Raw genomic sequence first — 26090 nt, forward strand, 5'->3', positions numbered from 1 at the left:
CATGCTTCAGCGGCAGGCGAGCCGCTTCCGCGGCATCAAGGGCGCGCCGGGCGCACGCCGTTGGGGTCGTTGCGCTCGTCCACGCGCGCCTCGTAGGTCAGGCCGGCGCGCATCGCCCAGAGGGCCTTCTGGATGTAGAGCGGCACGACTGCGCCATCCTTGATGACGATGCGGCTGGCTTCCTGCAGCAGCGCCTCGCGCTTCGCGTCGTCGAGTTCCACCTCGGCTTCCTCCAGCGTCCGGTCCATGGCCGGGTTGGAGTACTGGATACGGTTGGCCGCCCCGCGCCCCCTGGCGGCATCGACGGTGCTGAAGACGGAACTCAACAGCACCGAGACCTCGCCGGTGGAATTGCCCCAGCTCAGCAGGGCCGCCGGCATCTCGCGCCGTGTCGCGCGGCCGATGAAGGTGGCATAGGGCTGCGCTTCCACCGTGGTGCGCACGCCGATGCGCGTCCACATCTGCCCGACCGCCTGCACCACCCGGGCATCGTTCATATAGCGGTCGTTGGAACCTGCCAGGGTGATCTGGAAGCCCTGGGGATAGCCGGCCTCGGCCAGCAGCCGCTTTGCAGCCTCTGGCTCGGGGGCGGGCACGGGAAGGTCGGGAATATAGCTGTAGCTGCCAGGGGGCATGAATTGCCCGGTGGGCACGGCCATGTCCTGCATCACCCTTCCCACCAGCGTCGGCCGGTCGATGGCCAGCGAGAGCGCCCGGCGCACCCGCGGGTCCGCCAGCGGGTTGCGCTCCATCGGCGCCCCGGCATTGTCGGTCAGCAGCGGCACCTTGCCGGCGCGCGTGGCATCCAGGGTGATGTACATGCTGCGCAGGCTGGTGGTTTCCGCCACGCGGAAGCGTTCGTCCTTGCGGATGCGCTCCATGTCACCGGTCGGGATCTGGTCGATGAAATCGACATCGCCCGCCATCAGCGCCGCCATGCGCGCGCCGCTGTTGGTGATGAAGCGGTAGTTCACCTGCGCCCAGTGAGAAGCCTCGCCCCAGTAGTTGCCGTTCCGCGCAACTACGATGCGGTCGCCCGGTGTATAGGAGACCAGCCGGAAGGGGCCGGTGCCGATGGCCAGCTTGCCATTGTTGAAGTCGGCCGTGGCGGCATTGGCGTGCACCTGCCGGCTCAGCATCATCACCTGGCTGAAATAGATTGGCAGCAGCGGGTTCGGGCCACTGGTGCGCAGGCGGATGGTGTGCTCATCCACCACTTCCACGCCGCGCACCGGGCGAACATGGGTGTTGAAGGAAGCGCCCGGCCCGCTGATCTGCGGAATACGCTCCAGCGTGAAGGCCACGTCATCGGCGGTGAAGGGGGCGCCGTTGTGGAACTTCACGCCAGGGCGCAGCTTGAATTCCCAGCCGTCGCTGCCCAGCGGCTTCCAGCTCTCGGCCAGCCCCGGCCGCATCCGCGCCTGCGCATCGCTGACGATCAGCGTGTCGAACAGCATCTGCGACACTTCGCTGTTGGAGCGGAGCTGATGGTAATGCGGGTCGAGGGAAGACACGGGCGAGCCCACGCCCATCGTCAATGTCTGCGCCGCCGCGCCGGCCGGCAGGGCCAGGGTCGCGAGCAACAGGCAACATGCTTGGCGGGCCTGGCCTTTCGGCCAATCCTGACGTGGCATTGGAAGCATCCTCCAGCGGCACCCTTCAAGGCACTCTCTCTGCGATGGCCGACTGACCGATCGTTCGGTCCCAGCCTAGGATGCTTCCGCCCGCCGCTGCAAGGCGCCGGGGCCGCTTTCCGTTGCACCCCTGAAAGGAGGGGCGGTATCGTTCCGGCCATCAACGGCTCCAAGAGCCGGGACAAGGCCGGATCACACGGCCAAAGAAGGAGGAATTGCCATGACCATGCCGAAGACATGGCGTCTAGGATCGTGCCTGCTTCAGGAAGATCGCCGATGAGCGGCGGCATTTCGCGCCGCTTGGCCATGGCAGGAGCGGCTGGCATGGCTGCCGCATGGCGCATAAGTCCTGTGCAGGCTCAGTCTTACCCGGCGCGCTCCATCCGCATGATCGTGCCATTCGTGCCCGGCGGCGGCGCCGATGCCACAGCGCGCTTCGTCGCGGCGCCACTGGGGGTGGAACTGGGGCAGTCCGTGGTCATCGAGAACCGGGGCGGCGCCGGGGGCGCCATCGGCACGGCCGCTGTGGCGCAGGCGCCGGCCGATGGCTACACGCTGCTCTACGGCACACCGGGGCCGCTGATCACCAATCCCATCCTGATGCCCTCCCTGCCCTATGACGCGGCCGCCGACTTCGCGCCGGTCAGCCTGCTGACCCAGGGCGCCTACCTGATGGCCGTCAACAAGGATGTGCCGGCGCGGACGGTGGCGGAGGTGGTCGCGCTGGCCAGGTCCAGGCCGGGACAGCTGTCCTATGCCAGCTCCGGCATCGGCGCGGGGAGCCATCTGGCGGGGGAGCTGCTCTGCATGGAGGCGGGCCTGCGCATGACGCATGTACCCTACCGCGGCACAGGCTTGGCCGTGCAGGATGTGGCCAGCGGCCGAGTCACCATGTCCATCGATACTTACGGGGCGATGATCCCGCTGATCCAGGCAGGCAATCTGCGCCCCATCGCGGTGACCAGCGCGACGCGGATGCCGGACCTGCCGGAGATCCCGACCATCGCGGAAACACTGCCGGGCTTCGAGGTGACGGTGGTGAACTACATCTGCGTCCGCAGCGGCACGCCCCGGCCGATCATCGATCGGCTCAATACCGCGCTGGTCAAGGTTCTCGCAGATGCTGGGCTCAAGGAAGCCATGCGGCTGGCTGGTAGCAGCCCACCGGTTTCGAGCACACCGGAGGAGCTTGGGGAGATCCTGCGCTCGGAATCCGCCAAGTGGCGCAGGGTGATCGATAAGGCCGGCATCCGGCTCGAATAGAACCGGATCAGTCAAGGTATTTGTCGCCGGGTGGCAGTTGGATCTATAGGCGCCCCACTTCAGGGGACGAGTTCAACCAGTGTCACTATCCTCCGCCGCCAACCCGACGCTCCTCCGCATCTCCGGCCTCACGGTGCGCTTCGGCGATTTCACCGCGGTGGAGAGCCTGGACCTCGCGGTGGCGCCTGGGGAAACCGTGGCGCTGGTGGGGGAAAGCGGCTCCGGCAAATCCGTGACCTCCCTGGCGGTGACACGGCTGCTCGACCATGCCGGCGGGCGGATCGTGTCCGGGCAAATCACCTTCCAGGACCGGGAAGGGCGCCAGCGAGAGCTGACCACCGAGGCGCCGGAAGCCATGCGGCGCCTGCGCGGCCCGGAGATCGCCATGATCTTCCAGGAACCCATGACCAGCCTGAACCCGGTGCTCAAGGTTGGCGAGCAGATCACTGAGGCCATCCGGCTGCACCAGGGGATGGATGGCGCCGCCGCCCTGGCCGAGGCCAGGCGGCTGCTGGAGAAGGTCCGCATCCCTGAGGCGGCGCGGCAACTTGAGCGCTACCCTTTCCAGATGTCAGGCGGCATGCGCCAGCGCGTGATGATTGCCATGGCGCTTTCCTGCCGCCCGCGCCTGCTGATCGCGGATGAGCCGACCACGGCGCTGGACGTGACGGTGCAGGCACAGGTGTTGCGGCTGATCCGCTCGCTGCAGCAGGAAACCGGCCTGGGCATGATCTTCATCACCCATGACATGGGCGTGGTGGCCGAGATCGCGGACCGTGTGGTGGTGATGCGCCGCGGCAGGAAGGTGGAGGAAGGCGAGGTCAACCGCATCTTCGCCGCGCCGCAGCACCCCTATACCAAGCGGCTGCTGGCCGCGGTGCCGGTGCTGGGCAGCCTGGCCGACCAGCCGCTGCCCGTCCCCTTCCCCATGCCGGACGCGCCGCCGCCGCAGCCGCTGGACACCGTGCGGCCCGAGGCTGAGCCGGTGCTGGAGCTGCGCGGGCTGACCACCCGCTTCGATGTGCGGCGGGGCTGGCTCGGGCGCGTCGTGGGGCGCATCCATGCCGCGGAGCAGGTCAGCTTCAGCATCCGTCCAGGCGAAACCCTGGCGGTGGTGGGTGAATCCGGCTGCGGCAAGTCCACCACGGGCCGCTCCATCATCCGTCTGGAACAGCCGCAGTCCGGCGAGATCCGCTTCGCCGGAGAGGATGTAACGGTGCTGGACCGGCAGAAGGAAGCCCGGCTGCGCCGTGGGGTGCAGTTCATCTTCCAGGACCCCTTTGCCTCGCTGGACCCGCGCCTGACCGTCGGCTTCTCGGTGGCAGAGCCGATCCTGACGCATAACCTGCTGCAGGGCCGCGCGGTGCAGGACCGGGTGGCGCAGCTGCTGACCCAGGTGGGCCTGGGCCCCGAGCATGCCCGGCGCTACCCGCATGAACTTTCCGGCGGCCAGCGCCAGCGTGTCTGTATCGCCCGCGCCCTGGCTTCCGAGCCGCGCCTGATCATCGCCGACGAAGCCGTGGCGGCGCTGGATGTCTCCATCCGCGCCCAGGTCGTGAACCTGATGATGCGGCTGCAGCAGGAGATGGGTCTGGCTTATCTCTTCATCTCACACGATATGGCGGTGGTGGAGCGCATCAGCCACCGGGTTGCGGTCATGTACCTGGGCCAGGTGGTGGAGATCGGGCCGCGCCAGGCTGTCATGAACGACCCGCAGCATCCCTATACCAAGCGGTTGCTGGCGGCCGTGCCAGTGCCTGACCCCGCCCGGCGCGGCCATGACCGTGGCCTGGACGACAGCGAGGTGCCAAGCCCGCTGCGCCGGCCGGACGACATGCCGGAAGTGGCGCCCCTGGTGCCCGTCGGCCCTGACCATTACGTCGCGCGGCACCGTATCGGCGGCTTGTATTGAACTAGGAGGACCCTGTGACTCATTCTCCCTCTCTTCCCCGTCGTAGCCTGATTGCGGCGCTGGGCGTCACCGCCGCCCTGCCCTGGCTGGGGCATGTGACGCCTGCCCTGGCCGCCGCCAACGACCTGACCGTCGGCGTGCCGGACAACCTGACCGGGCTGGACCCAGCGGATGTCAACGACACCCTCTCGCAATCCGCCTGCCGGCTGATCTTCCAGGGCCTCTACGGCTTCGATCCCGACATGAAGCTCGTGCCCGTGCTGGCCGAGAGCTACGAGGCGGATGAGACGGCCAAGGTCTTCACCTTCAAGCTGCGCCAGGGCGTCACCTTCCACGACGGCACGCCCTTCAATGCCGAGGCCGTGAAGGTGAACTTTGAGCGTGTCGCCAACCCCGACAACCGCCTGAAGCGGCAGAGCCTGCTGGCCATGCTCGACCGCGTCGAGGTGGTGGACCCGCAGACCGCGCGCGTTCACCTGAAGGAGCCCTTCGGCGCCTTCGTGAACACCATCGCCCACCCTGCCGGCATGATGCTGAGCCCGAAGGCGATCGCCCAGTTCGGCAAGGAGATCAACCGCAACCCTGTCGGCACCGGCCCCTTCACCTTCGTCTCCTGGAACGCCGATACGCTGCGGACCAAGAAGAACGAGAAGTACTGGCGCCAGGGCCTGCCCAAGGTGCAGAGCGTGACCTTCCGCTCGGTGCCCGAGAACGGCGCGCGGATCGCCATGCTGCAGGCCGGCGAGGCACAGTTCATCTACCCGCTGCCGACCGAGATGGCGCCGGTGGTGCAGCGCAGCCCGAATGTCGAGATCGTGGACAAGCCCTCGATCATCGCCCGCTACGTCTCGATGAACTGCATGCAGAAGCCGTTCAACGACGTGCGCGTGCGCCAGGCGCTGAACCATGCGGTGAACAAGGAAGCCTACGCCAAGATCGTCTACAACGGCTTTGCCGGCCCGCTGGACGCGCCCATCCCGCCCAAGTTGGGCTTCTACAGCAAGCAGGACCCCTACCCCTACGACGTCGCGAAGGCCAAGAAGCTGCTGGCCGAGGCCGGCTACCCGAATGGCTTCGAGACGGAGATGTGGGCCAACAACAACACGCTCTCCCAGCGCGGCATGCAGTTCATGCAGCAGCAGCTGGCGGCCGTGGGCGTGAAGGTCACCGTTCTGCCGATGGAATCGGGCGTGCTGAACGACCGCATCTGGTCCGTGCAGAAGCCGGAAGACGCACAGCTCAAGATGTATTACGGCGGCTGGTCCTCCTCCACCGGCGATGCCGACTGGGGCCTGCGTCCGCTGCTGTGGGGCCAGGGCTTCCCGCCCAAGCTCTACAACACCGCCTATTACAGCAACCCCGAGGTGGACAAGGCGCTGGAAGCCGCCATCGCGACGGCCGACCCGGCCAAGCGCGAGGAATTCTACAAGCAGGCCCAGGCGCTGATCTGGAAGGACGCGCCCTGGATCTTCCTGGGCGTGGAGAACGTGCTTTCGGCGCAGAGCAAGCGGCTGAGCGGGATGTACCGCATCCCTGACGGCGGGTTGCTCATCGAGGAAGCGGCGCTCTCCTGATGCTCGGCTACGCCCTGCGCCGACTGGCCGGCGCCGTACCCGTCCTGGTTGCGGTGTCGATCTTTGTGTTTGCCTTTGTCCGCCTGCTGCCGGGCGACCCGGCGCGCCTGGTGGCCGGGCCGGACGCGACGGCGCAGGACGTGGCACTGGTGCGTGAGGAGATGGGCCTGGACCGCCCGATCTGGGAGCAGTACCTGCGCTATGTCGGCCAGACGCTCCAGGGCGATCTCGGCCGCTCCACCAAGACCAAGCTTCCGGTGGCCGAGGAAATCGGCCAGCGCTTCATGCCGACTTTCTGGCTGACGGTGGTGGCCATGGTCTGGGCCACGGCGATCGGCGTGCTGATCGGCGTGATCTCGGGCGTGAAGCGCGGCAAGTGGCAGGACAGGCTCGGCATGGTCTTCGCCGTGTCGGGCATCTCCTTCCCCTCCTTCTGGATGGGGCTTCTGCTGATCAACGTCTTCTCGGTACGGCTGGGCTGGCTGCCGACCGGTGGCTACACCGACTGGAAGAGCCTGATCCTGCCCTCCTTCACCCTGGGCACCACGGTGGCCGCCATCCTGGCGCGCTTCTCCCGCTCCGCCTTCGTCGAGGTGTCACAGGAGGATTACGTGCGCACCGCCCGCATGAAGGGAGTGCCGGAGCGGCGGGTGGTCTGGCACCACACGCTGCGCAACGCGCTGATCCCGGTCATCACCATGACGGGGCTGGAATTCGGCTCGCTGCTGGGCGGCGCTATCGTGATCGAGACGGTTTTCGCCTGGCCGGGCCTTGGGCGGCTGCTGATCGACAGCGTCTCCTACCGCGACTACCCCGTGATCCAGGCGCTGATCCTGCTCTTCGCGCTTGAGTTCGTGATCATCAACATCGTCGTGGACCAGCTCTACGCCGTCGTGAACCCGGAGATCCGTCTGCGATGATCGACGCCCGCATCGACGACATCACCGAGGCGGATCTCGACAGCGGCACCTCGGTGCCGCTGGAGATCCGCTCCCCCCTGGCCGAATTCTGGCGCCGGCTGCTGCGCCAGCGGGTTGCGCTGGTGGCCGGGCTGCTGATCCTGGTGGTGATCGTGGCGGCTGTCGCGGCCCCCTGGATCGCGCCTTTCGACCCGGCGGAGCCCGACTACGAGAATGTCCTCGCCGGCCCCTCTGCCCTGCACTGGGCGGGGACCGATGCCTATGGCCGCGACATCTTCAGCCGCATCATCTGGGGCGCCCGCATCTCCATCTCGGTCGGCTTCCTGTCCGTGGCGCTGGGCGGCGTGCTGGGCGTGACCCTGGGCCTGGTCAGCGGCTATTTCGGCGGCTGGGTGGACAACCTGGTCATGCGGCTCTGCGACGTGATGCTGGCCTTCCCCGGCATCCTGCTGGCCATCGCCGTGGTGGCGCTGCTGGGGCCGGGCGTGGCGAACGTGATCTATGCCGTCGCGGTCTTCAGCATCCCGATCTATGCCCGCGTGGTGCGCGGCAGCACCCTCGCGGTGAAGCAGACGCTCTATGTGCAGGCGGCGCGCAGCATTGGCGTGAAGGGGCTGAAGCTGGTGCTGCGGCATATCCTGCCCGGCACGCTGCCCGGCATCATCGTCACCACCTCGCTGCGCATGGGCACGGCGATCCTGGTGGCGGCGGGCCTGAGCTTCCTCGGCCTCGGCGCGCAGCCACCCTCCCCCGAATGGGGCGCCATGCTGGCGGATGGGCGTTCCTATTTGGGCGTGGCGGACCACCTGACCTTCTTCCCCGGCCTGGCGATCTTCCTGATCGTGCTGGCTTTCAACCTGTTGGGCGATGGGCTGCGCGACGCGCTGGACCAGAAGCTGCGCCCCTGAGGCACCGGTCATGAAGATCTACATCTCGGCCGACATCGAGGGCGTTGCCGGCGTCGTGTCCCCGCAGCAGGGGCAGCCCGGCAACCCCGAATATGAGCGGGCGCGCCGGCTGATGACGGAAGAGGTCAGCGCCGCCATCGACGGTGCCTTCGCCGGCGGCGCCGCCGAGGTGCTGGTCAACGACAGCCACGGGCCGATGACCAACATCATCCCCGAGCTGCTCGACCCGCGGGCGGAGCTGATCCTGGGCAAGCCCAAGGTGGCCAATATGTGCGCTGGCCTGGATGCCAGCTTCGCCGGCGCCTTCTTTCTTGGCTATCATACAGGCGCACGCCGCCACGGGGTGCTGGCGCATACGGTGAACGGCTTCGCCTTCGGCGCCATCCGCGTGAACGGCCAGCTTTGCTCGGAGGCGACGCTCAACGGCGCCTATGCCGGCAGCCTGGACGTGCCGGTGCTGCTGCTCTCCGGCGATGACCTCACGGCCGAGGAATGCTGCACCCAGTTTCCGCAGGCGCATCGCGTGGTGACGAAGCAGGCGCTGGGTGCCCGCGCCGCACGCGCCATCGCGCCCAGCCTGGCGCGGGAGCGCCTGCGCGCGGCGGCGGAAGCCGCGACCCGCGCGGCCGGCGCATCGCGCATTCCGCCCTTCACTCTGGCCGCCCCCTTCCGGCTGGAGGTCACGCTGGCCAGCCCGGCCCTTGCCGATCTGGCGGCCATCATCCCCGTCGCGCAGCGACTGGACCCAGTGACAGTAGCCTTCGACACGCCCGACATGGCTGGCGTGCTGGGCTGGGTGAACACGCTCTCCGCCCTATCTGCCTTCCTGCGCTGAAGCCGCGCCACCTGTCGCAAGCGGATAGCCGATCCGGCCTCAGTATTCCGATTATCCGTATTCATCAGGCATGCGCTGCGAAGCCGGCACAGGCCCAGCAATGGTTGGGCCTGAAATAAGTTCATTGCTCGCTATCACAGCGAATTTAAGTTCTGAATTCAAATCGAATAGTTAGGATCAGACGGAACTTCGTACGAGATGTGATCTCGTGGTTGCCAGCAAGCCGTCCCTGTCGCGGGTACGTCCGGCTTTCGCCTGGCCGGATCCAGAAGTCTGATCAAAGGCGAGGAGGCTCGGATGGCGACGAGTGTCTCTTTTCCCGCTGTCTCTATCAAGGAAGTTCCAGGCGCGGTGTACAGCATCGCCGGGGGTTTCCATACCAGTTGCCGCCTTCGTCGGGCATATCGTGCACAGACTCAACAACCAGCTGGTTCAGATCTCCAATCTCGTGAATTTCGAGCGCCGCTTCGGCGGGCTGCATGCCGATAGCAAAGTTTCCTGTGCCATTTTCTGCTTCTTTCTTGAGGGTGGCGTGCAGGCCTGCGTGGCGCGCACCTCCGCATCGGCTACCAGCCCCGGCTGCAACAAGGGATGGCGCTGACCTTCCTGGCCGGGCGGGTGGAACAGCCGCTGCCGGACCCCAGCGCCGAGATGGACAAGGTTTCCACTCCGCTCCCGGAACTGCCGCGGGGCACCATCCTACCGGTGCGGCCGCGGGTGACCGGTATCGACAGCCTGTTGATCGACGCCGCCGCACTCCGACCCCAGCCAAACGGTGACGGTGCCATGAACCTGCTGCCGCCGGACGACCACGCCACCATGACCCGCCGCCAGTTGGAGATGGCGATCGATGCCGCGCTGGACGGCGCGGCGCTGTCGGAGGAGGAGGCGCCGCCACGGCTGGAGAACCTCGCCGCGCTGTTCGGCCTGGGGCCGGCGGAGCGTGTGCTGCTGCTCCTGGCTGCTGCGCCGCATCTCCGGCCGGAGGCACTGCGGGGCCGGCGCCCCGCCCTGGGGCTCGCGCTGGCCCTGGTCGGCGAGGACGTTTGGCTGGCGCTCTGCCCACGGTCGCCATTGCGCCGCTGGCACATGGTCGAGCCGGATGGCGCCGGCCCCCTCCCCGACCGGCCACTGGTGCTGGACGAACGCATCCTGAGCCATCTTCTGGGCATCGATTACCTCGACCCGCGCCTGGACGGGCTGGTGGCGCCGCTGCCCCCGGCCTCGGGCGGGCCGGAGGAAGACCCCGCCCTGCTGTCCCGGCTGCAGCGCCTTTGGGCTGCTGAGGGCACCACCGGCTGGCCTGTGCTGCAATGCTGCGGGCCTGACCCGGCGGCCATCCGCGCCGCCGCCGCTGCGCTCTGCGCCAGCCGGGGCCAGCGCCTCTTCCGTCTCGCCCGCGCCGACCTGCCGCCGCAGCCCGCCGCGCGCCATGCCCTGGCCCGGCTGATCGACCGCGAAATGGCCCTGGCGGATGGCGTGCTGCTGGCCGAGGGCGACGAAGCGGAGGAAGCCCAGCGCCGCAACGCCGCCGCCTTCGCCGATCTGTTGCTGGGCCCCTTGATCCTGGCCGGGCGGGAGCCGCTTGCGCTGGAACGGCCTGGCTCCATCCGCATCGACATGCCGCCGCCCACCACCGCCGGCCGCCGGGCGCTCTGGCGGGCCGTCCTGCCCGCCATCGGCACCCTCGGCGGGCATCTGGACCGTCTTGCCGGGCAATTCGCGCTGAATGCCGCCGGCGTGCAGGCCGCCGCCGCCCTGGTGACGAAGGATGTGGGCGATGAAGACACTCTCTTCAGCGAGGCCTGGGAGGCCGCGCGGATACAGGCGCGACGGCGGCTGGACGGGCTGGCGGAACGGATCGAGCCCCGCGCTGGCTGGGACGATCTGACACTGCCGCCAGACCGGCTGGACCAGTTGCGCGAGATCGCCGCGCAACTGCATCACGCCCGGCAGGTGCACGAGGAATGGGGCTGGGCGGCGCGAGGGGAGCACGGCCTGGGCGTTGCGGTGCTTTTCGCCGGGCCGAGCGGCACCGGGAAGAGCATGGCGGCGGAGGTGCTGGCGAGTGCGCTACGGCTCGACCTCTTCCGCGTTGACCTCAGGCAGGTAGTTTCCCGGCATATCGATGAGGCTGAGAAAGGTCTCCGCCGCATCTTCGACGCGGCTGAAGCCAGCGGCGCCATCCTGCTCTTCGATGAGGCCGACGCGCTCTTCGGCCCGCGCGCCGAGGTGAAGGACAGACACGACCGCTACGCCAGCCTGGAGATCAGCTATCTGCTGCAGCGGATGGAGACTTACCGCGGCCTTGCCATCCTGACCACGAACCTGAAGAGCGCCGTGGACCCTGCCTTCCTGCGGCGGCTGCGCTTCGTGGTGGATTTTCCCTTTCCCGATGCTGCGCAGCGTCGGGAACTCTGGCAGCGCGTCATCCCGCCGGGCACGCCGGTCGCGGAGGTCGACCATGACCGGCTGGCGCGGCTCGCCATCGCGGGCGGAACCATCCGCGGCATCGCCCTCAATGCCGCCTTCCTGGCGGCCGAGGCTGGCGAGCCGGTGGGCACCCACCATCTGCTGGCCGCCGCGCGTCGCGAATACGCCAAGTTGGAGAAGCCGATAACACCAGCGGAATTCGGAGACGCGCCATGACGCGGCACCTGCGGCTTTCCCTCACGCCGCTGGTGCTGGAAGAGCAAGTGCCCACCCACCATGCCTGCCATGAGCGCGCCTTGCAGGGAGCATTGGTCCGGCACCTTACGGAAGCCGCAGCCTGGGGTGCGCTGGGCGTCTTGCCTCCGGTGCTGGCCAAGCCGGGATAGCGCCATGTTCAGCCGCCCCACCCGCACCGCCGCCCATTGGAGGGTGGTGGCCGATGTGCTGACAGGCGACATGGCGCCGGCCCAGTTGCTGGCCCAGACCATCGAGGCCGTGGAAGCCTGAGCGCCGGGGCTGAGCGTGCGCCACCTTGGCGATTCTCCCGTCCAAGGTCCGCTGCCGGCAGCGGCCACTGTCCATGTCGCGCAGCGGCTGGAACGCTGGCGGCAGGGACAGGCGGAACCGATCCAGGCCACCGACGGCCCCGAAGACCCCAGCGTGATGATCGTGCTGGAGCACGCGGCGCTGACCGGGCGCCGCTTCCACCGCCTCTGGATTTCCTTTGGCGGCGACCGGCGTGGCTGCGGCACCGGGGCGCTGCTGGCGCTGGTCGGCGCGCTGGGCCGCCGCATCGCGCCCTTCCACGCCTGCGTGGAGCATGAGGCGCTCCAGTCCCTGTTCTTCACCGTCGCCGAGCCTGACCTCGACACGATGCCCGAGGCGCTGCGCGGCTCTGTGCCCGAACCCCAGGTTTCCCATGGCGCGCTGGACCTCGGCCTTCTGTTGCAGGACCAGATCGGCCCGGTGCGGGTGCCGCCGGCCATCTGGACCGTCAATCTCTTCGGTGCGGCCCAGGTTGCGGCCATCGGCCGGCAGCGGCTGTTGCAAGCCGGTTGGCACAGCACCTGCTCTCTGGAGCAGGCCGTGCTGGCCATGGTGCTGGAAGGCCCCGCCGACACCGTGACGGATGCAGCCGCCGAGCCCATCGCGCGCATCACCCGTGCGCTGGCCCTGCCCAGGTTGCAACGCGCATCGCGGGCGGAGAGCGGGCGGCCATTCACGCTCTCCCCCTGCTGCCCTGGGCCGCCCTGGTGCTGATCGAGCCCGAGAGCGTCGACGTCCAGCGCATCTGTCTGCCTGCAAGCGCGCCCCGGCGCTGCGGCTGAGAGGCGGAACTGGCGGAAGAGCTGCGCGTCCTGCAAAGCCCCCGCATTCGCCAGGAAGCTGTTCAGCCGCCGGGGCATGGATAGCGTGCCGCCCGTGATCATCGCGGCCATCAACGGGTAGACCGAAGCCGCCATCCTGCACGGCAGGCAGTTGCGGGAAGCGGTGGAGAGTGGTCCTGGCCGACCGGAAGCACCCGCCAGGCTGAGGCGCCGGGGCGGCGACCCCCTGGTATGGTCAAGTTGTGCCTTTAGCGATACTTCCTCCGCCGGGCGGCGCCTGCCTGCCCCAGTATCCGGAGGAGAATTCATGGCAGCCGTTTCGTTCGACACGCGGCAGAACCTCATCGGTGGTGAATGGCGCGAGCCCCTGGGCCGCGAGACCATGCCGCTGCTGAACCCCTCCGACGGAACCCGCCTCGCCGAGATCGCGCGCAGCGACGCCGCCGACATCGACCGCGCCGTGGCCGCCGCGCAGGAGGCCCGCCGAGGCGCCTGGGGCCGCATGACGGCGACCGAGCGTGGACGGCTGCTGTCCGCCATGTCCCGCATCGTGCTGGAGCGGGCGGATGAGCTGGCGCGGCTGGAAGCCCTCGACGTCGGCAAGCCGCTGCGCCAGGCCAAGGCGGATGCGCTGGCCCTGGCCCGCTACCTGGAATTCTACGGCGGCGCCGCCGACAAGCTGCATGGCGACACCATCCCGTACATGGATGGCTATACTGTGCTGACGATCTATGAGCCGCTTGGCGTCACGGGCCATATCGTGCCCTGGAACTATCCGATGCAGATCATCGGCCGTTCCGTCACCGCCTCACTCGCCATGGGCAATGCGGTGGTGATCAAGCCGGCGGAGGAAGCCTGCCTCACCGCCCTCGCCTATGCCCGCATCGCCGAGGAAGCGGGCTTCCCGGCCGGTGCCATCAACATCGTCTCCGGCACTGGCGAAGAAGCTGGCGCGGCGCTGGCGGCGCATCCCGGCATCAACCACATTTCCTTCACGGGCTCCGTGGTGGTCGGCGGCTTGGTGCAGGCGGCAGCGGCGAAGAACGCGGTGCCGGTGACGCTGGAGCTGGGCGGCAAGTCGCCGCAGATCGTCTTCGAGGATGCGAACCTCGACGACGCCCTGCCCTTCCTGGTCAATGCCGGCATCCAGAACGCGGGTCAGACCTGCTCCGCCGCCTCCCGCATCCTGGTGCAGCGCTCGGTGCATGACCGCGTGCTGTCCGCCATGGCGGAGCGCTACAGCGCCCTGCGCGTCGGCACCGCCATGTCCGACCTCGACATGGGGCCGCTGGTCTCCGGCCGGCAGCAGGAGATCGTGCAGGGCTACCTGGAGGCCGCCCGACAGGACGGGCTGGAGATCGCCGCGCAGGGCCGCATCGGCGCGGATGCGCCGTCCAGCGGCTACTATGTGCCGCCCACGCTGATCTCCGGCGCGCAGGGCAGCAGCCGCCTGGCGCAGGAAGAGATCTTTGGCCCGGTGCAGGTGGTTATTCCCTTTGAGGATGAAGCCGACGCGCTGCGCATCGCCAACGGCACCGACTACGGCCTGGTCGCCGGCGTCTGGACCGCCGATGGCAGCCGTGCGATGCGCATGGCGCGTGGCATCGAAACCGGGCAGGTCTTCGTCAACAACTACGGTGCCGGCGGTGGTGTGGAATTGCCCTTCGGCGGCGTGAAGCGTTCCGGCCATGGGCGGGAGAAGGGGTTCGAGGCGCTGTACAGCTTCGCTTCCCTGAAGACCATCGCCATCCGGCACGGCTGACAGCAGCCTACTGGCGAGACTGCAACACGGGATCGCCAGTCTTGATGGCGGCACATGGCCAGAAGGCCGGGCGCCGCCGTCTCCGGGCAATGACCTTCCGCCGTCATTCCGGCCTCCTCTGACGGCTGGGTCATGGCCATGGCACCAGCCTTTACACCCGGTTAAAAAAAGTCGCTGTGTTGCGCGATTCTGAAGAATTAACGCCGCGATGCGAGAAAGGTCCTTACGCCCAAGGCCCCAGCTTTGTTCAAAACGAACAATCCGGCTTCTTTCCGCGAACAACTGCTATCGACGCTTGGGCTGATCCGCTTCAAAATCCCCCGCCGGCACTGTGCCGGAGTGAGAACAAGCTTATCTAGGGGAAACGCCATGGCCGCAGCCTATGGCCAGAAGCCTGCCTCGGGCAGTTCACCAAGCGTGATCAGCGATGTCGAGCGCAGCGCCATGCGGAAGATTGCATGGCGCCTGCTGCCTTTTCTGATCGTCTGCTACTTCGTCTCATACCTGGACCGGGTGAATGTCGGCTTCGCCGGCCCGGCCATGCGTGCGGAACTGGGCCTTTCCGCCACGGCCTTCGGTACCGCCGCCGGCATCTTCTTCCTGGCCTATTTCGTCTTCGAAGTGCCCAGCAACCTCGCGCTGAACCGCTTCGGTGCACGGAGGTGGATCGCCCGCATCATGATCACCTGGGGCCTGCTCTCCGGCGCCCAGGCCTTCGTGACGGGCGAGACCAGCTTCAACATCGTCCGGGTTCTGCTCGGCGCTGCTGAGGCGGGCTTCTTCCCCGGCGTGATCTTTTACCTGACGCTGTGGTTCCCCACGGCTTATCGCGGGCGGATCGTCGGCTGGTTCATGTTCGCCATCCCCTTCTCCTCCGCGCTCGGCTCGCCCGTGTCCGGCTACCTGCTGAACATGGACGGCATCTGGGGCCTGCACGGCTGGCAGTGGATGTTCATCATCGAGGCCATTCCGGCGATCCTGCTGACCTTCGGCGTGCTGTGGTACCTGACCGACCGCCCCGCTGAGGCGAACTGGCTGACCCAGGCGGAAAAGGACTGGCTGGAGACCACGCTGCGCGAGGAAGAGCGCCAGCGCGAGGCCGTGGTCCGCTACGAATGGTGGCAGACGCTGCTGAACCCGCGCGTGATTGGCTATGGCCTGGTCTATCTCGGCCTGGTGTCGCCGCTCTATACCCTGGGCTTCTTCCAGCCGCAGATCATCAAGGCGCTGGGCGAGGTTTCCAACGTTCAGCTCGGCTTCCTGAACGCCTTCCCCTACGCGGTAGGCGCGGTGACCATGGTGCTCTGGGGCATCTTCTCCGACCGCCTGCGGGAACGGAAATGGACCACCATCTTCGCCGCCGCCTGCGCCACGGCGGGGCTGCTGATCGCTGCCAGCAATGATGGGCTGGTGTTGAAGCTGCTGGGCCTCGCACTGGCCAGCTACGGCATCTTCGCGGCGCTGCCGATCTTCTGGTCGCTGCCCACCGCCTTCCTCAGCGGCACCGCCGCGGCGGCCGGCATTGCCTGGATCAATTCCGTTGGCAACCTGGGTGGCTATTTCGGCCCACAGGTCTTCGGGATCATCAAGGATGCCAGCGGCGGCGACTATTACGGCCTGCTCTTCATGGCCGCCCTGCCGGTGATGTCGATCCTGCTGATCCTGATCCTGGATCGTCAGCCAGCCCGCCGGGCTGCTTCCGTGGCCGCCGAGTAGGCTGCCGGTGATGCCCCAGCCCGCTGGGGCATCACCACTCCCGTGCTTCCTGGCTATTCCGCCGGGGACGCGACCGGCGCCGGGCTACGGCTGAGGGCCCCCACCTGTTTCCGCCGGCTCAGTTGCTGATCCGCGATGACGCCGAGCAGAATGACACTCCCCATCACCGCGAAGTTGAGCGAGGAGGGGATGCCCAGGATATTCACCAGGTTCTGCAGGATCTGCAGCAGCACCGTGCCCAGCACGATGCCGAGGATGCTGCCCTCCCCGCCGCGCAGCGAGCAGCCACCCAGCACCGCAGCGGCGATGGCATAAAGCTCGTAGAAATTGCCGAAGGAGGATGGCGAGACGGAGCTGGTGTAGAAGACCAGCAGCACCGTCGAGAGCCCCGCCAGCCCGCCGCCGATGAGATAGGCCCCGGCGATGACGGCATTGGTGCGGATGCCGGAATGCCGCGCCGCTTCCTCGTTCCGCCCCACCGCGTAGAGATAGCGCCCGAAGACCGAGCGGTGCAGCAGCACCGCCATGCAGGCCGCCACCACCAGCAGGATGATGAAGGGATTAGGCACGCCGAAGCTGCGGCCGGAGGCAAGCCATGTCAGCGTATCCAGGTCCCCGGCGGCATAGCCGAAGCCCATGGTGCCGTCCTGCGTGTAGTAGCGAGCGATGCCGCGGTAGATCAGCAGGCCACAGAGCGTGACCACGAAGGGCTGCAGCCGCAGCCGCGTCACCAACAGGCCGTGCAGCAGGCCCAGCGCCACGCCGGCCGCCAGGATCACCAGCACCGCCAGAGGCCAGGGCAGCTCGAAATTTACCAGCAGGTCCACCAGGATCACGCCCAGCAGCGCGAACATCGAGCCCACGGAAAGGTCGATGCCGCCGGTGATGATGATGATGCCCTGGCCAATGCTGAAGACGCCGAAGAGGCCGATCAGGTTGGCCATGTTCAGCAGGTTGGTGCCCGAAAGGAAAAGCGGGTTCAGTGCCGCCGTGATGCCGCCGATGACGATCAGCAGCAGGCCGAGGCCGAGTTCCTTCTTGCTCATGGATGTGCCGCCTCCGTGCCGGCATGGGTTTCCTCGGTCTGGCCGATGGCCAGCCGCAGCACTGCCTGCTCGCTGAAGGCATTGCGCTCCAGCATCCCGCTCACGCGGCCCTCGTGCATCACGGCAATGCGGTCGCTGACGCCGATCACCTCCTCCATGTCCGAGGAGATCATCAGGATGGCCACGCCGGAATCGGCAAGTTTCCGCATCAGTGCATAGATCTCGCCACGGGCACCGACATCGATGCCGCGCGTCGGCTCGTCGAAGAGCATGACGCGGGGAGACATGCTGAGCCATTTGCCCAGCACCACCTTCTGCTGGTTGCCGCCCGACAGCGTGCCCGCCTTGACGGCGCAGGAGGGTGCCTTGATGTGCAGGGACTGGCGCTGCGCCTCGCTTGCCACCTCTTCCCTGGCGCGGTCCACCAGCCCCAGGCGCGCATAGGCCGGCAGGTTGGCGAGGGTGACGTTCTGCACAATGGAAAGGTCGAGCACCAGCCCGGCGGCCTTGCGGTCCTCCGGCACCAGATAGATGCCGGCGGCAACCGCCTGCGCCGGCTCCGTGATCCTCAGCGCCTTGCCATGCAGCCGGATGTCACCACCCAGCGCCGGGTCGATGCCGAAAAGGGTGCGGGCCAGCGAGGTGCGGCCGGAACCCACCAGCCCTGCCAGGCCCAGGATCTCGCCCGGACGGATATGCAGGTCCACCGCGCGCTCCGGAAAGGCGGTGGTGCGCAGCCCGCGCAGTTCCAGCCCGCCCTCACCCGGCGCGCGGGCGGGCGGGGTATAGAGCGAGCGCAGGTCGCGCCCGATCATCAGCCGGATCATGGCGGCGTGGCTGATCTCCTCCCGCGCCAGCGCGCCTACCATGCGGCCATCCCGCAGGCAGACGACACGGTCGGCACAGTCGATGATCTCGCCCAGGCGGTGGGTGATGTAGATGACGCCGGTGCCGCCGGCACGCAGCTCATGCACCAGCGACAGCAGCCGCGCGGTCTCCGACAGCGTCAGGGAGGAGGTCGGCTCATCGAGGATGATGATGCGCGCCTCGGCCGCCAGGGCCTTGGCGATCTCCACGAGCTGCCGCTGGGCGATGGAGAGTTCCGCCACCCGCGCATCCGGCCCGAAATCCGCGCCCAGCCTTTGCAGCAGCGGCGCCACGCGCGCGCGCGCCGCCGCCCGGTCCAGCAGCCGCAGCGGCCCGCCGCGCAGGGGCTCGCGCCCAAACAGGACGTTGGACGCGACATCGAGGTTGTCGAAGAGATTGAGTTCCTGATGCACGAAGGCGATGCCGGCGGCGCCGGCTTCCGAGACCGTCAGCGCCGGGTATTCGCGGCCACCGATCCGCACCCGCCCCTCGCTGGGCGGCACCACGCCGCCCAGGATCTTCATCAGGGTGGACTTGCCGGCGCCATTCTCGCCGACAAGCCCAAGGACCTCGCCCGCATGCAGGCGCAGGTCGACGCCATCCAGGGCGCGCACGCCGGGATAGCTCTTGCCGATTCCCTCCAGTTCCAGCAGCGGAAGGTCCGGCGCCATGCTCGCGCCCATTCCTACCGCGTGCGCAGCAGATCCCGCATCTGCTTCTGGAACTCCTCGACATTCGATTTGTCGATGATGCGGGTTGGAATGATGATCTGCTTGCTGGCTGGGATGAAGCTGCGGTCGTTGTTCAGGTATTTCACCATGCCGACCATGCTCTGGTAGCCGAATTCGAAGGGCTGCTGCACCACGGTGGAATAGATGGTGCCGTCGGCGACGCCGCGCAGCGTCAGCCCGTCCTCGTCGAAGCCGACGATCTTCACGCGGTTCTCACGCCCCGCACCCTTCACCGCCTGGTAGATCTGCGGCGTGTTATAGGCCCAGAGGCCGACCAGCAGATCGATGTCGGCATAGCGCGCCAGCACATCCTCGACATTCCGCTTCGCGCGGGCCATGTCCGATTCGTCCGTGCGGATATCGACGATCTCGATATTGCCGCCCTGCAGCGCCTCACGGATGCCCTGCACGCGTTCCCGCGCATTGTCCGCGTCCATGGTGCCGACGAAGAGCATGGCCTTGCCGCCACTCGGCAGCGCCTTCTTCATCTGCGCCCCGGCCTCCCGCCCGGCGGCGACATTGTCGGTGCCGATATAGACCACGCGGTTGCTGGCCGGCGCATCGCTGTCCGTGGTGAAGAGCACCGCCTGGGAAGCAGCGCGGTTCAACATTTCCGTGGAATTGCCAGGGTTGATGGCGGAGATGGCGATGCCAGCCACCTTGCGCGCCAGCAGCTCATCCACGATGCGACGCTGCTCGGCGGCGCTGGCCTGGCCAGGGACAATCATCTCCATGTTGAACTCGGGGTGTTCCCGGTTCGCCTTCTCGATACCGCGCCGGGCGATGGTCCAGAAATCGGCGGAAACATTGACAACGAAGGCCAGTGTCTTCTTCTCCTGCGCATGCAGGATGCGGGGGGCGCCCGCCAGGGCAAGCGCCGCCGGTGCGGCAAGCAAACTGCGCCGTTTCATGCTCTCTCCTGAACGTCCTCATGGCCCCTGTTCAAGCGGGGCCTTTTGGCAGCCGGTTCGGCTGTTGCGAGGAAGGCTAGCAGAGCATTCAGGAGAGTGGGAAGAAGACGCTTCGGACTTCACGTCTCCGTCATTTTTCGGAAAGGCAGCCGTTAGGTCCAGCCGCCATCCACCACGAATTCCTGGGCGGAACACATGGAGGAAGCCGCGGAACTGAGGAACAGTGCCATATCCGCGATATTCTCCGGCATCACCCGCCCGGCGAGGCACTGGCCGGCATCGATCTGCTTCTCCGCCTCGGGCGTGACCCAGAGCGTCAGTTGCCGCTTGGTCATCACCCAGCCAGGCACCAGCGTGTTCACGCGGATATTCTGCTTGCCGTAGTCCCGCGCCAGCCCGCGTGTCAGGCCGTGCACCGAGGCCTTTGCCATCGTGTAGGCGGGCATCCCGCCCTGCCCCAGCTTCCAGCTCACGGAACCGAAGTTGACGATGGCACCGCCGCCTGCATGCTGCATCTGCGGGATGATGGCCTGGGCGGCAAAGAACATCGGGCGCTGGTTGATGGCCATGCGGTCATCCCAGTATTCCGGCGTCACATCCTCGGGTTTGTGGCGCTGGTCGTTGGCGGCGTTGTTGAGCAGCACGGTGATGTCGCCATGCGCCTGTTGCGCCTCTTGCACGGCGGCGCGTAGTGCTGCGATATCGCGCAGGTCGCAGCGGATGAATTTCGGTACATGCGTCGCCCCCTCGCTGCCGACCTGGCGCACCAGCGCCGCGCTGTCTTCTTCCGCGATATCGACAAAGGCGACCTTGGCGCCCTGGTGGGCAAAGGCGCGGGTCAGTGCGGCGCCGATGCCGGTGCCTCCACCCGTGATGAAGACGCTCCGGCCGGCAAGGTCGGGATAGACCGCGTTGCGCTGCATTCGGATGTTCCCTTCGGGATGTTGCTCCGACACTCATGAAGTTGCGGTGCCGGCCTTGGTAGTCTGGCAGGCCTTGGCGGAGCGTCAATGCCATCTGCTGGCCTGCCGCAACGCTTCGCCACGATCTGCGCCACCCGCTAGCCTTTTGCCCCGCCGCCGCCCAGCACACGCGATGTCGCCAGAGCACCGTGCAGGACTCCCTGCCGGGCGAGGCGCGAGAGGGTTTCGCGAATCAGCCCTTTCGTGCGTTCTGGCAAAAGATCCGCCGCATGCCGCCGCAGGCGGACCAGGGCGAGGCTGGAGATCAGGGGCGGGTGCCCGATCGGCATAGCGCGCAGCCGCCCGGCAAGGACATCCCCATGCACGGCGGCATGGGTCAGGATGGTGGCGCCGAGTCCAGCGCCGACCATCGCCTTGGTGATGCTGACGCTGTCCACCTCCATCGCCGGGCGCACCGGCTGCATGCCGCGTGCCAAGACACTGTCCAGCAGCAGGCGGTTGGTATGCGGGTGGGTTGGCAGGATCAGCGGCACTTGCAGCGCCTGCACAAGGCTGATCTCTCCGTCAGGCGGAAGCGGCCAGTCCGTCGCGGTGCCGGCGGGCGGCAGCACCAGCACCATGCGCTCCACGACCAGCGGCTCCACCTCCAGTTCCGGCAGGCGGGGTGGATTATGAACCAGCGCCAAGTCCACCCGCTGCTCCAGCACCCATTCCACCAGCCAGTGGCCCACGCCTTCCCGCACATACAGCGCTGCCTGCGGCAGGGTGGCGCGGAACCGCCGCATCAGCTCCGGCACCAGCATCACGCCCATGGCCGGCGGCACCCCTAGCGAAATGCGGCCCGTTCCGGCCAGGGTCTCGGAGCGGAGTTCCTCCGCCGTCTCCCGCAGTGACTGGAACACCGCCTCGGCGCGCTCCAGCAGCCGGGCGCCGGCGGGGGTCAGCTCGACTCCGCGCGGGCGGCGCAGCAGCAGCGTGACGCCCACTTCCTCCTCCAGCTTGCGGATCTGCCGGCTCAGGGCCGGCTGCGCGACGTTCAGCGCCTGGGCGGCACGCGTGATGCCGCCCAGCTGGGCCACCGAGAGGAAGTAGCGCAGCGCCCGCAGGTCCATCGTCGCGTCCCGATCTATGCCTCAGCGGCATGGTTTGCCATAATCCAACAGCTTTTGTGTATGGCAACACGCCGCACTAGGTCACCGCTGGAGAGCGGCGTCAGGGAAGGAAAGCAGCATCTTGGACTGGGTGGAGGTGAACGGCGTTTCCCTGCGCTATGCGCTGGAGGGTGAAGGGCCGGTCCTGGTGCTGGTCCATGAGATCGGCGGCAGCCTGGAAAGCTGGGATGGCGTGGTGCCGGAGCTTGCCCGCCGCTTCCGCGTGCTCCGCTACGACCAGCGCGGCGCCGGCGGTTCCGAGAAGCCGCGCCAGCCCTTCGGCCTGAAGACCCTGGTTGAGGATCTCGACGCGCTGCTGGCGGCCTTGAGCCTGCCCGCGCCTTTCCATCTGGTCGGCGCGGCCATGGGGGCGGCGCAGGCGGTGATGCTGGCGGCGCGGCGGCCCCGGCAGGTGGCCTCGCTGGCGCTGCTGAACCCGGCGCTGGAAGTCGATCCCGCCCGGGCCGGCCTGATGCGGGAGCGTGCTCGGCGTACCGAGGAACAGGGCCTGCGCGCCACCCTGGCCATGACCCTGGACCGTTCCTGGCCCCCCGATGGCTCCGAGGCCCGCGCGCGCTACCGGGGCCGTTACCTCGCCAATGACCCCTACGGCTTCGCCCGCCAGAACGAGGCGCTGCTGGATGTCGCGGTCGAGGGCCTGCTGGGCGGCCTGACCTGCCCCGTGTTGCTGCTGGCCGGCACGCGCGATGCCGTGCGCCCGCCGCAACTGGTGCGGCGCGCCGCGCAGCTTATCCCCGGCAGCCGCCTCGTTGAGGCCGATGCCGCGCATTTCACCGCCGCCGAGGCCCCTGCCGCCCTGCTGCGGCACCTGCGCCCCTTCCACGATGACGTCCTGGCGCAGGACAGGCGCTGACGCGCGCGGCTTCGTGGAGGCCATGGCATGACCGCCGCCGCGCCGGCCAGCCGGACTCCCCCTGCCTCAGCCGCAGCGGACCGACATGCCGCCATCCACCACCAGCTCCGTGCCGGTGATGAAGCGAGCCTCGTCCGAAGCCAGGAAGAGCACGGCATTGGCGGTATCGCGCCCGTCACCCGCGAAGCCGAGCGGAATGCGCGCGATGCGCTGCTGGATCAGCGCCTCGGCATCGCCGCCGGCGCGCTGCTTCGCCAGCCGGACCTCCACCATGGGCGTATGCATCTGCCCCGGCACCACCGTGTTCACGCGGATGCCCTTCGGCGCGTATTGCACGGCCACCACGCGGCTGAACTGGATGATGCCCGCCTTGCAGGCCGCATAGGCCACCTGCGCCGCACCGGTCCAGCGGATGCCGGACGTGGAAGCCAGGTTGACGATGGCGCCGTGCCCCTGCGCCTCCATGACCGGCAGCGCGTATTTGCAGGTCAGGAAGACGCTCTTCAGGTTGAAGTCCACCTGCGCGTCCCAGACTTCCTCCGGCATCTCGACCGGGCCGCCAGGCGCCGAGCCGCCAACATTGTTGACCAGCACATCGATCCTGCCGAAGCGGGTGTGGCAGCCCTCGATCATGCCGCGCACGGAGGCGCTGTCCGTCACGTCGCATTCCACCGGCACGAACTGGCCGCCCGCCTCGGCGATCAGCGCCGCCGTTTCCTCCATCGCGGCGAGGTTGCGGTCGGCGCCATACACCATGGCGCCTTCCCGCGCGAACTGCACGGCGGCGGCGCGGCCATTGCCCCAGCCGCTGCCGACGGAGCCGGCGCCGGTGACGATCACGACCTTATCCGCGAACCTGTTCAACATCGTTCTTCCCTGCCATCCGGGCCCGTGCGAAGAGCGCAAGCTAGACGTCACTTCCACTAGGCGCAACACACTTCCGAAAACCGGAAAGGCCGCTATGATGCGGGGGTGAGCAAGCAACCCAGCCCCACCCGCGCACCACGCAGCCGCGCCGCCGCCAGCACAGAGGCAGCGAAGCCGGCCGGCCTGAACGAAGGCAATGTGCGCGCCGTGGAGCGTGCCCTGGCCCTCCTCCGCGCCTTTCGGGAGGAGGACGAACCCTTGGGGCTGGCCGAGATCTCCCGCCGCGTCGGCCTCAACATGACCACCGCGCTGCGGCTGCTGCAGACACTGGAAAGCCACGCCTTCATCCAGCGCCTGCCGAATGGCGGCTATCTGCTCGGCCCCACGGTGCTGCAACTGGGCGACATCTTCCGCCGCTCCCTGCGACTGGATAACCATGTGCCGCCGGCGCTGGAACGCCTGCGCCAGGAGAGTGACGAAAGCGCGACCTTCTTTGTGCGCGAGCACGAACAGCGCCGCTGCGTCTTCCGCCTGGATTCACCACAGATCGTGCGGGACTACGCCCGTATCGGCGAGGTGCAGCCCGTGAGGCGCGGCGCGCACGGGCACGCCCTGACGGCCTTCGAAGGCCCCGAGCCCCCGCCCGCACTGCCGGTGGTCACCAGGGGCGAGCGCCATCCGGAACTGGCGGCGATCGCCGCCCCGGTACTTGGCCCTTCCGGGCAGGTGGTGGGCTCCATCGGCATCTCGGTGCCGCTCTATCGCTTCACGCCCGAGGTCGAAATGCTCTGCCGCCGACTGGTGCTGCGGGAAGCGCTGCAACTGACGCGTGAGCTGGGTGGCGACACCGCCCGGCTCGAAGCCGCCGCGGCACCCAATCTGCCGGCCCGCTAGAAGAGAAGGAAACGCCATGCCCCGCCTCACCCTGCCTGCCGAAGACGCGATGACGCCGGAGCAGCGGGAAGTCTGCGCCGAAGCCGCCTCCGGCATCCGGGGCCGTGTGCCCGCGCCGATGATCGCCTGGGTGCAGAGCCCGGAATTCGCCCGGCGCGGCCAGCGCTTGGGCGAGATGCTGCGCTACCAGACGACGCTGCCGCCCACCCTGTCGGAACTGGCCATCCTGATCACCGCCCGTTACTGGACCTCGCATTACGAGTGGACGGTGCACAAGCGCGAGGGGCTGAAGGCCGGCATGGACCCGGCCACCATCGACGCCATCGCGGCACGGCGCGAGCCGCCGCTGCGTGATGCGCAGGAACGCGCCGTCTATGCCATTTCCACCAGCCTGCTGGAGACGCGCGGCGTGCCGGAAGCGCTCTATGCCGAGGGTGTCGCTGCCCTGGGTGCGCGCGGCATGGTCGAGCTGGTGGGCATTCTGGGCTATTACGGTATGGTCTCGATGACGCTGAACACCTTCGAGATCGGCCTGCCCGAGGCTTTCGCGCCGGAGCTGGCCTGACCATGTGGGAACCGAGCCAGCGCTACCCGGACCCGGCCATCCGCGTCCTGCGGCCGGAATTCGAGCATTACCGCCTGCCCCTGGCGGCCGTGGAGCGCCTTGCCACCGGTTGCCGCTGGGCGGAAGGGCCGGTCTGGTTCGGCGATGGCCGCTACCTGCTCTGGAGCGACGTACCAAACAACCGCATCATGAAGTGGGAGGAAGAGACCGGCGCCGTCAGCACCTTCCGGAGCCCGTCCACCTTCGCCAACGGCAATACGCGTGACCGCCAGGGCCGGCTGATAACCTGCGAGCATGGCGGGCGCCGCGTCACGCGCACCGAATACGATGGCAGCATCACCGTGCTGCTGGACCGCTTCGAGGGCAAGCGCCTGAACTCGCCCAATGATGTGGTGGTGAAGTCGGATGGCTCCATCTGGTTCACCGACCCGCCCTTCGGCATCATCGGCCATTACCAGGGCTCCGCAGCGGAGCAGGAACTTCCGGCCAATATCTATCGCATCGACGGTGCCACCGGGCAGGCGACCGTGGTGGCGGCGGATGTGAACGGCCCCAACGGCCTCGCCTTCTCGCCGGATGAGAAGCAGCTTTATGTCATCGAATCCCGTGCGCGCCCGCGCAACATCCTGGCCTTCGATGTTGAGGCGGATGGGACCAGGCTCGGTGCGCGGCGCGTGCTGATCGAAGCCGGGCCCGGCACGCCGGACGGCTTCCGTGTCGATGTGCATGGCAATCTCTGGTGCGGCTGGGGCATGGGCGACGAGGAGCTGGACGGGGTACGCATCTTCTCCCCCGCCGGCGAGGCCATCGGCCATATCGCCCTGCCCGAGCGCTGCGCCAATCTTTGCTTCGGCGGCCCCGCCAGGAACCGCCTGTTCATGGCCTCCTGCCGTTCCATCTATTCGCTCTACGTCAATACCCAAGGGGTATCGGGCGGCTAGGGCCTTTCATTCCGACACGCTGCTTCCAGGAGGAA

23 protein-coding genes are annotated in these 26090 nt (G+C 67.9%); 16 read left to right on the top strand and 7 right to left on the bottom strand.

Features of this window, described 5'->3' with window-relative positions:
• Window positions 1-35: 35 nt before the first annotated feature.
• Window positions 36-1583 (bottom strand): ABC transporter substrate-binding protein, encoded by a 1548-nt coding sequence (locus tag EBE87_RS15435; protein WP_233553138.1) that lies wholly within the window; start codon window positions 1581-1583, stop codon window positions 36-38.
• Window positions 1584-1958: 375 nt separating this feature from the next.
• On the opposite strand from EBE87_RS15435, the gene EBE87_RS15440 reads away from it, so the two are divergent.
• The 12 genes from EBE87_RS15440 (at window position 1959) to EBE87_RS15490 (ending at window position 16285) form a co-directional block, all read left to right on the top strand.
• Complete coding sequence (locus tag EBE87_RS15440; protein WP_158600847.1) at window positions 1959-2897, top strand: Bug family tripartite tricarboxylate transporter substrate binding protein; 939 nt, start codon at window positions 1959-1961, stop codon at window positions 2895-2897.
• Between the two features lie 79 nt (window positions 2898-2976).
• Entirely contained in the window at window positions 2977-4809 is a 1833-nt protein-coding gene (locus tag EBE87_RS15445; RefSeq protein ID WP_120637659.1) for an ABC transporter ATP-binding protein, read from the top strand.
• Window positions 4810-4823: 14 nt separating this feature from the next.
• On the top strand, window positions 4824-6383 hold the full coding sequence (gene gsiB / locus EBE87_RS15450; protein ID WP_233553137.1) for a glutathione ABC transporter substrate-binding protein GsiB: 1560 nt from the start codon (window positions 4824-4826) through the stop codon (window positions 6381-6383).
• Window positions 6383-7303, top strand: coding sequence for an ABC transporter permease subunit (locus EBE87_RS15455; protein ID WP_120637658.1), 921 nt, complete (start codon window positions 6383-6385; stop codon window positions 7301-7303). Before gsiB ends, EBE87_RS15455 begins: the two co-directional genes overlap by 1 nt.
• Window positions 7300-8211, top strand: a complete 912-nt coding sequence (locus tag EBE87_RS15460) for an ABC transporter permease subunit (RefSeq protein WP_120637657.1) — start codon at window positions 7300-7302, stop codon at window positions 8209-8211. The genes EBE87_RS15455 and EBE87_RS15460 overlap by 4 nt, the downstream gene beginning before the upstream one ends.
• A 10-nt stretch (window positions 8212-8221) precedes the next feature.
• Window positions 8222-9046 (top strand): M55 family metallopeptidase, encoded by an 825-nt coding sequence (locus tag EBE87_RS15465; RefSeq protein WP_122140061.1) that lies wholly within the window; start codon window positions 8222-8224, stop codon window positions 9044-9046.
• Window positions 9047-9353: 307 nt separating this feature from the next.
• A complete protein-coding gene (locus tag EBE87_RS15470; protein ID WP_147426083.1) occupies window positions 9354-9647 on the top strand; it encodes a hypothetical protein in 294 nt (97 codons plus the stop codon).
• Window positions 9638-11695, top strand: coding sequence for an ATP-binding protein (locus tag EBE87_RS15475; protein WP_120638795.1), 2058 nt, complete (start codon window positions 9638-9640; stop codon window positions 11693-11695). The genes EBE87_RS15470 and EBE87_RS15475 overlap by 10 nt, the downstream gene beginning before the upstream one ends.
• Window positions 11692-11865, top strand: a complete 174-nt coding sequence (locus EBE87_RS29010; protein WP_158600902.1) for a hypothetical protein — start codon at window positions 11692-11694, stop codon at window positions 11863-11865. Before EBE87_RS15475 ends, EBE87_RS29010 begins: the two co-directional genes overlap by 4 nt.
• A 136-nt stretch (window positions 11866-12001) precedes the next feature.
• Complete coding sequence (locus EBE87_RS15480; protein WP_120638794.1) at window positions 12002-12739, top strand: hypothetical protein; 738 nt, start codon at window positions 12002-12004, stop codon at window positions 12737-12739.
• A gap of 375 nt (window positions 12740-13114) precedes the next feature.
• A complete protein-coding gene (locus tag EBE87_RS15485) occupies window positions 13115-14569 on the top strand; it encodes an aldehyde dehydrogenase family protein (protein ID WP_120638793.1) in 1455 nt (484 codons plus the stop codon).
• Between the two features lie 369 nt (window positions 14570-14938).
• A complete protein-coding gene (locus EBE87_RS15490; protein WP_233553257.1) occupies window positions 14939-16285 on the top strand; it encodes an MFS transporter in 1347 nt (448 codons plus the stop codon).
• Window positions 16286-16338: 53 nt separating this feature from the next.
• Here EBE87_RS15490 and EBE87_RS15495 read toward each other — a convergent pair whose 3' ends face one another.
• The 5 genes from EBE87_RS15495 to EBE87_RS15515 all read right to left on the bottom strand — a co-directional run bounded on the left by EBE87_RS15495 (window position 16339) and on the right by EBE87_RS15515 (window position 21875).
• Window positions 16339-17331 carry an ABC transporter permease gene (locus tag EBE87_RS15495; protein ID WP_120638792.1) on the bottom strand — a complete coding sequence of 331 codons (993 nt, stop codon included), beginning with the start codon at window positions 17329-17331 and terminating at the stop codon, window positions 16339-16341.
• On the bottom strand, window positions 17328-18869 hold the full coding sequence (locus EBE87_RS15500) for a sugar ABC transporter ATP-binding protein (protein ID WP_120638798.1): 1542 nt from the start codon (window positions 18867-18869) through the stop codon (window positions 17328-17330). The genes EBE87_RS15495 and EBE87_RS15500 overlap by 4 nt, the downstream gene beginning before the upstream one ends.
• 14 nt (window positions 18870-18883) lie before the next feature.
• Window positions 18884-19840, bottom strand: a complete 957-nt coding sequence (locus EBE87_RS15505; RefSeq protein ID WP_120638791.1) for a sugar-binding protein — start codon at window positions 19838-19840, stop codon at window positions 18884-18886.
• Between the two features lie 152 nt (window positions 19841-19992).
• Window positions 19993-20763, bottom strand: coding sequence for an SDR family NAD(P)-dependent oxidoreductase (locus tag EBE87_RS15510; RefSeq protein ID WP_120638790.1), 771 nt, complete (start codon window positions 20761-20763; stop codon window positions 19993-19995).
• 137 nt (window positions 20764-20900) lie between these two features.
• Entirely contained in the window at window positions 20901-21875 is a 975-nt protein-coding gene (locus EBE87_RS15515) for a LysR family transcriptional regulator (protein WP_120638789.1), read from the bottom strand.
• Window positions 21876-22005: 130 nt separating this feature from the next.
• Between EBE87_RS15515 and EBE87_RS15520 the strand changes: the two genes are divergently transcribed.
• Window positions 22006-22788, top strand: a complete 783-nt coding sequence (locus EBE87_RS15520) for an alpha/beta fold hydrolase (RefSeq protein WP_233553259.1) — start codon at window positions 22006-22008, stop codon at window positions 22786-22788.
• A 66-nt stretch (window positions 22789-22854) separates the two neighbouring features.
• Here EBE87_RS15520 and EBE87_RS15525 read toward each other — a convergent pair whose 3' ends face one another.
• Window positions 22855-23655 (bottom strand): SDR family NAD(P)-dependent oxidoreductase, encoded by an 801-nt coding sequence (locus tag EBE87_RS15525; protein WP_120638787.1) that lies wholly within the window; start codon window positions 23653-23655, stop codon window positions 22855-22857.
• A 105-nt stretch (window positions 23656-23760) separates the two neighbouring features.
• On the opposite strand from EBE87_RS15525, the gene EBE87_RS15530 reads away from it, so the two are divergent.
• Genes EBE87_RS15530 through EBE87_RS15540 form a run of 3 tightly spaced genes read left to right on the top strand, consistent with a single transcriptional unit; the run spans window position 23761 to window position 26055 of the window.
• The gene (locus EBE87_RS15530; protein ID WP_120638786.1) at window positions 23761-24549 is read left to right on the top strand and encodes an IclR family transcriptional regulator; all 789 of its coding nucleotides are present in this window, start codon (window positions 23761-23763) and stop codon (window positions 24547-24549) included.
• A 16-nt stretch (window positions 24550-24565) separates the two neighbouring features.
• Window positions 24566-25114 (top strand): carboxymuconolactone decarboxylase family protein, encoded by a 549-nt coding sequence (locus EBE87_RS15535; protein WP_199707439.1) that lies wholly within the window; start codon window positions 24566-24568, stop codon window positions 25112-25114.
• The gene (locus tag EBE87_RS15540) at window positions 25111-26055 is read left to right on the top strand and encodes an SMP-30/gluconolactonase/LRE family protein (RefSeq protein WP_456316280.1); all 945 of its coding nucleotides are present in this window, start codon (window positions 25111-25113) and stop codon (window positions 26053-26055) included. The genes EBE87_RS15535 and EBE87_RS15540 overlap by 4 nt, the downstream gene beginning before the upstream one ends.
• The last annotated feature ends 35 nt before the right edge of the window (window positions 26056-26090 follow it).

It is taken from the genome of Teichococcus wenyumeiae (genome assembly GCF_003696345.1).
GTDB classification, from domain to species: domain Bacteria; phylum Pseudomonadota; class Alphaproteobacteria; order Acetobacterales; family Acetobacteraceae; genus Pseudoroseomonas; species Pseudoroseomonas wenyumeiae.

Bases quoted from the DNA above. Each gene is read 5' to 3' on its own strand.
- EBE87_RS15495 (WP_120638792.1), bottom strand. From the start codon at position 17,331: ATGAGCAAGAAGGAACTCGGCCTCGGCCTGCTGCTGATCGTCATCGGC.
- EBE87_RS15440 (WP_158600847.1), top strand. From the start codon at position 1,959: ATGGCTGCCGCATGGCGCATAAGTCCTGTGCAGGCTCAGTCTTACCCG.
- EBE87_RS29010 (WP_158600902.1), top strand. From the start codon at position 11,692: ATGACGCGGCACCTGCGGCTTTCCCTCACGCCGCTGGTGCTGGAAGAG.
- EBE87_RS15485 (WP_120638793.1), top strand. From the start codon at position 13,115: ATGGCAGCCGTTTCGTTCGACACGCGGCAGAACCTCATCGGTGGTGAA.
- EBE87_RS15500 (WP_120638798.1), bottom strand. From the start codon at position 18,869: ATGGCGCCGGACCTTCCGCTGCTGGAACTGGAGGGAATCGGCAAGAGC.
- EBE87_RS15535 (WP_199707439.1), top strand. From the start codon at position 24,566: ATGCCCCGCCTCACCCTGCCTGCCGAAGACGCGATGACGCCGGAGCAG.
- EBE87_RS15525 (WP_120638787.1), bottom strand. From the start codon at position 23,655: ATGTTGAACAGGTTCGCGGATAAGGTCGTGATCGTCACCGGCGCCGGC.
- EBE87_RS15490 (WP_233553257.1), top strand. From the start codon at position 14,939: ATGGCCGCAGCCTATGGCCAGAAGCCTGCCTCGGGCAGTTCACCAAGC.
- EBE87_RS15460 (WP_120637657.1), top strand. From the start codon at position 7,300: ATGATCGACGCCCGCATCGACGACATCACCGAGGCGGATCTCGACAGC.
- EBE87_RS15510 (WP_120638790.1), bottom strand. From the start codon at position 20,763: ATGCAGCGCAACGCGGTCTATCCCGACCTTGCCGGCCGGAGCGTCTTC.
- EBE87_RS15455 (WP_120637658.1), top strand. From the start codon at position 6,383: ATGCTCGGCTACGCCCTGCGCCGACTGGCCGGCGCCGTACCCGTCCTG.
- EBE87_RS15505 (WP_120638791.1), bottom strand. From the start codon at position 19,840: ATGAAACGGCGCAGTTTGCTTGCCGCACCGGCGGCGCTTGCCCTGGCG.
- EBE87_RS15515 (WP_120638789.1), bottom strand. From the start codon at position 21,875: ATGGACCTGCGGGCGCTGCGCTACTTCCTCTCGGTGGCCCAGCTGGGC.
- EBE87_RS15475 (WP_120638795.1), top strand. From the start codon at position 9,638: ATGGCGCTGACCTTCCTGGCCGGGCGGGTGGAACAGCCGCTGCCGGAC.
- EBE87_RS15465 (WP_122140061.1), top strand. From the start codon at position 8,222: ATGAAGATCTACATCTCGGCCGACATCGAGGGCGTTGCCGGCGTCGTG.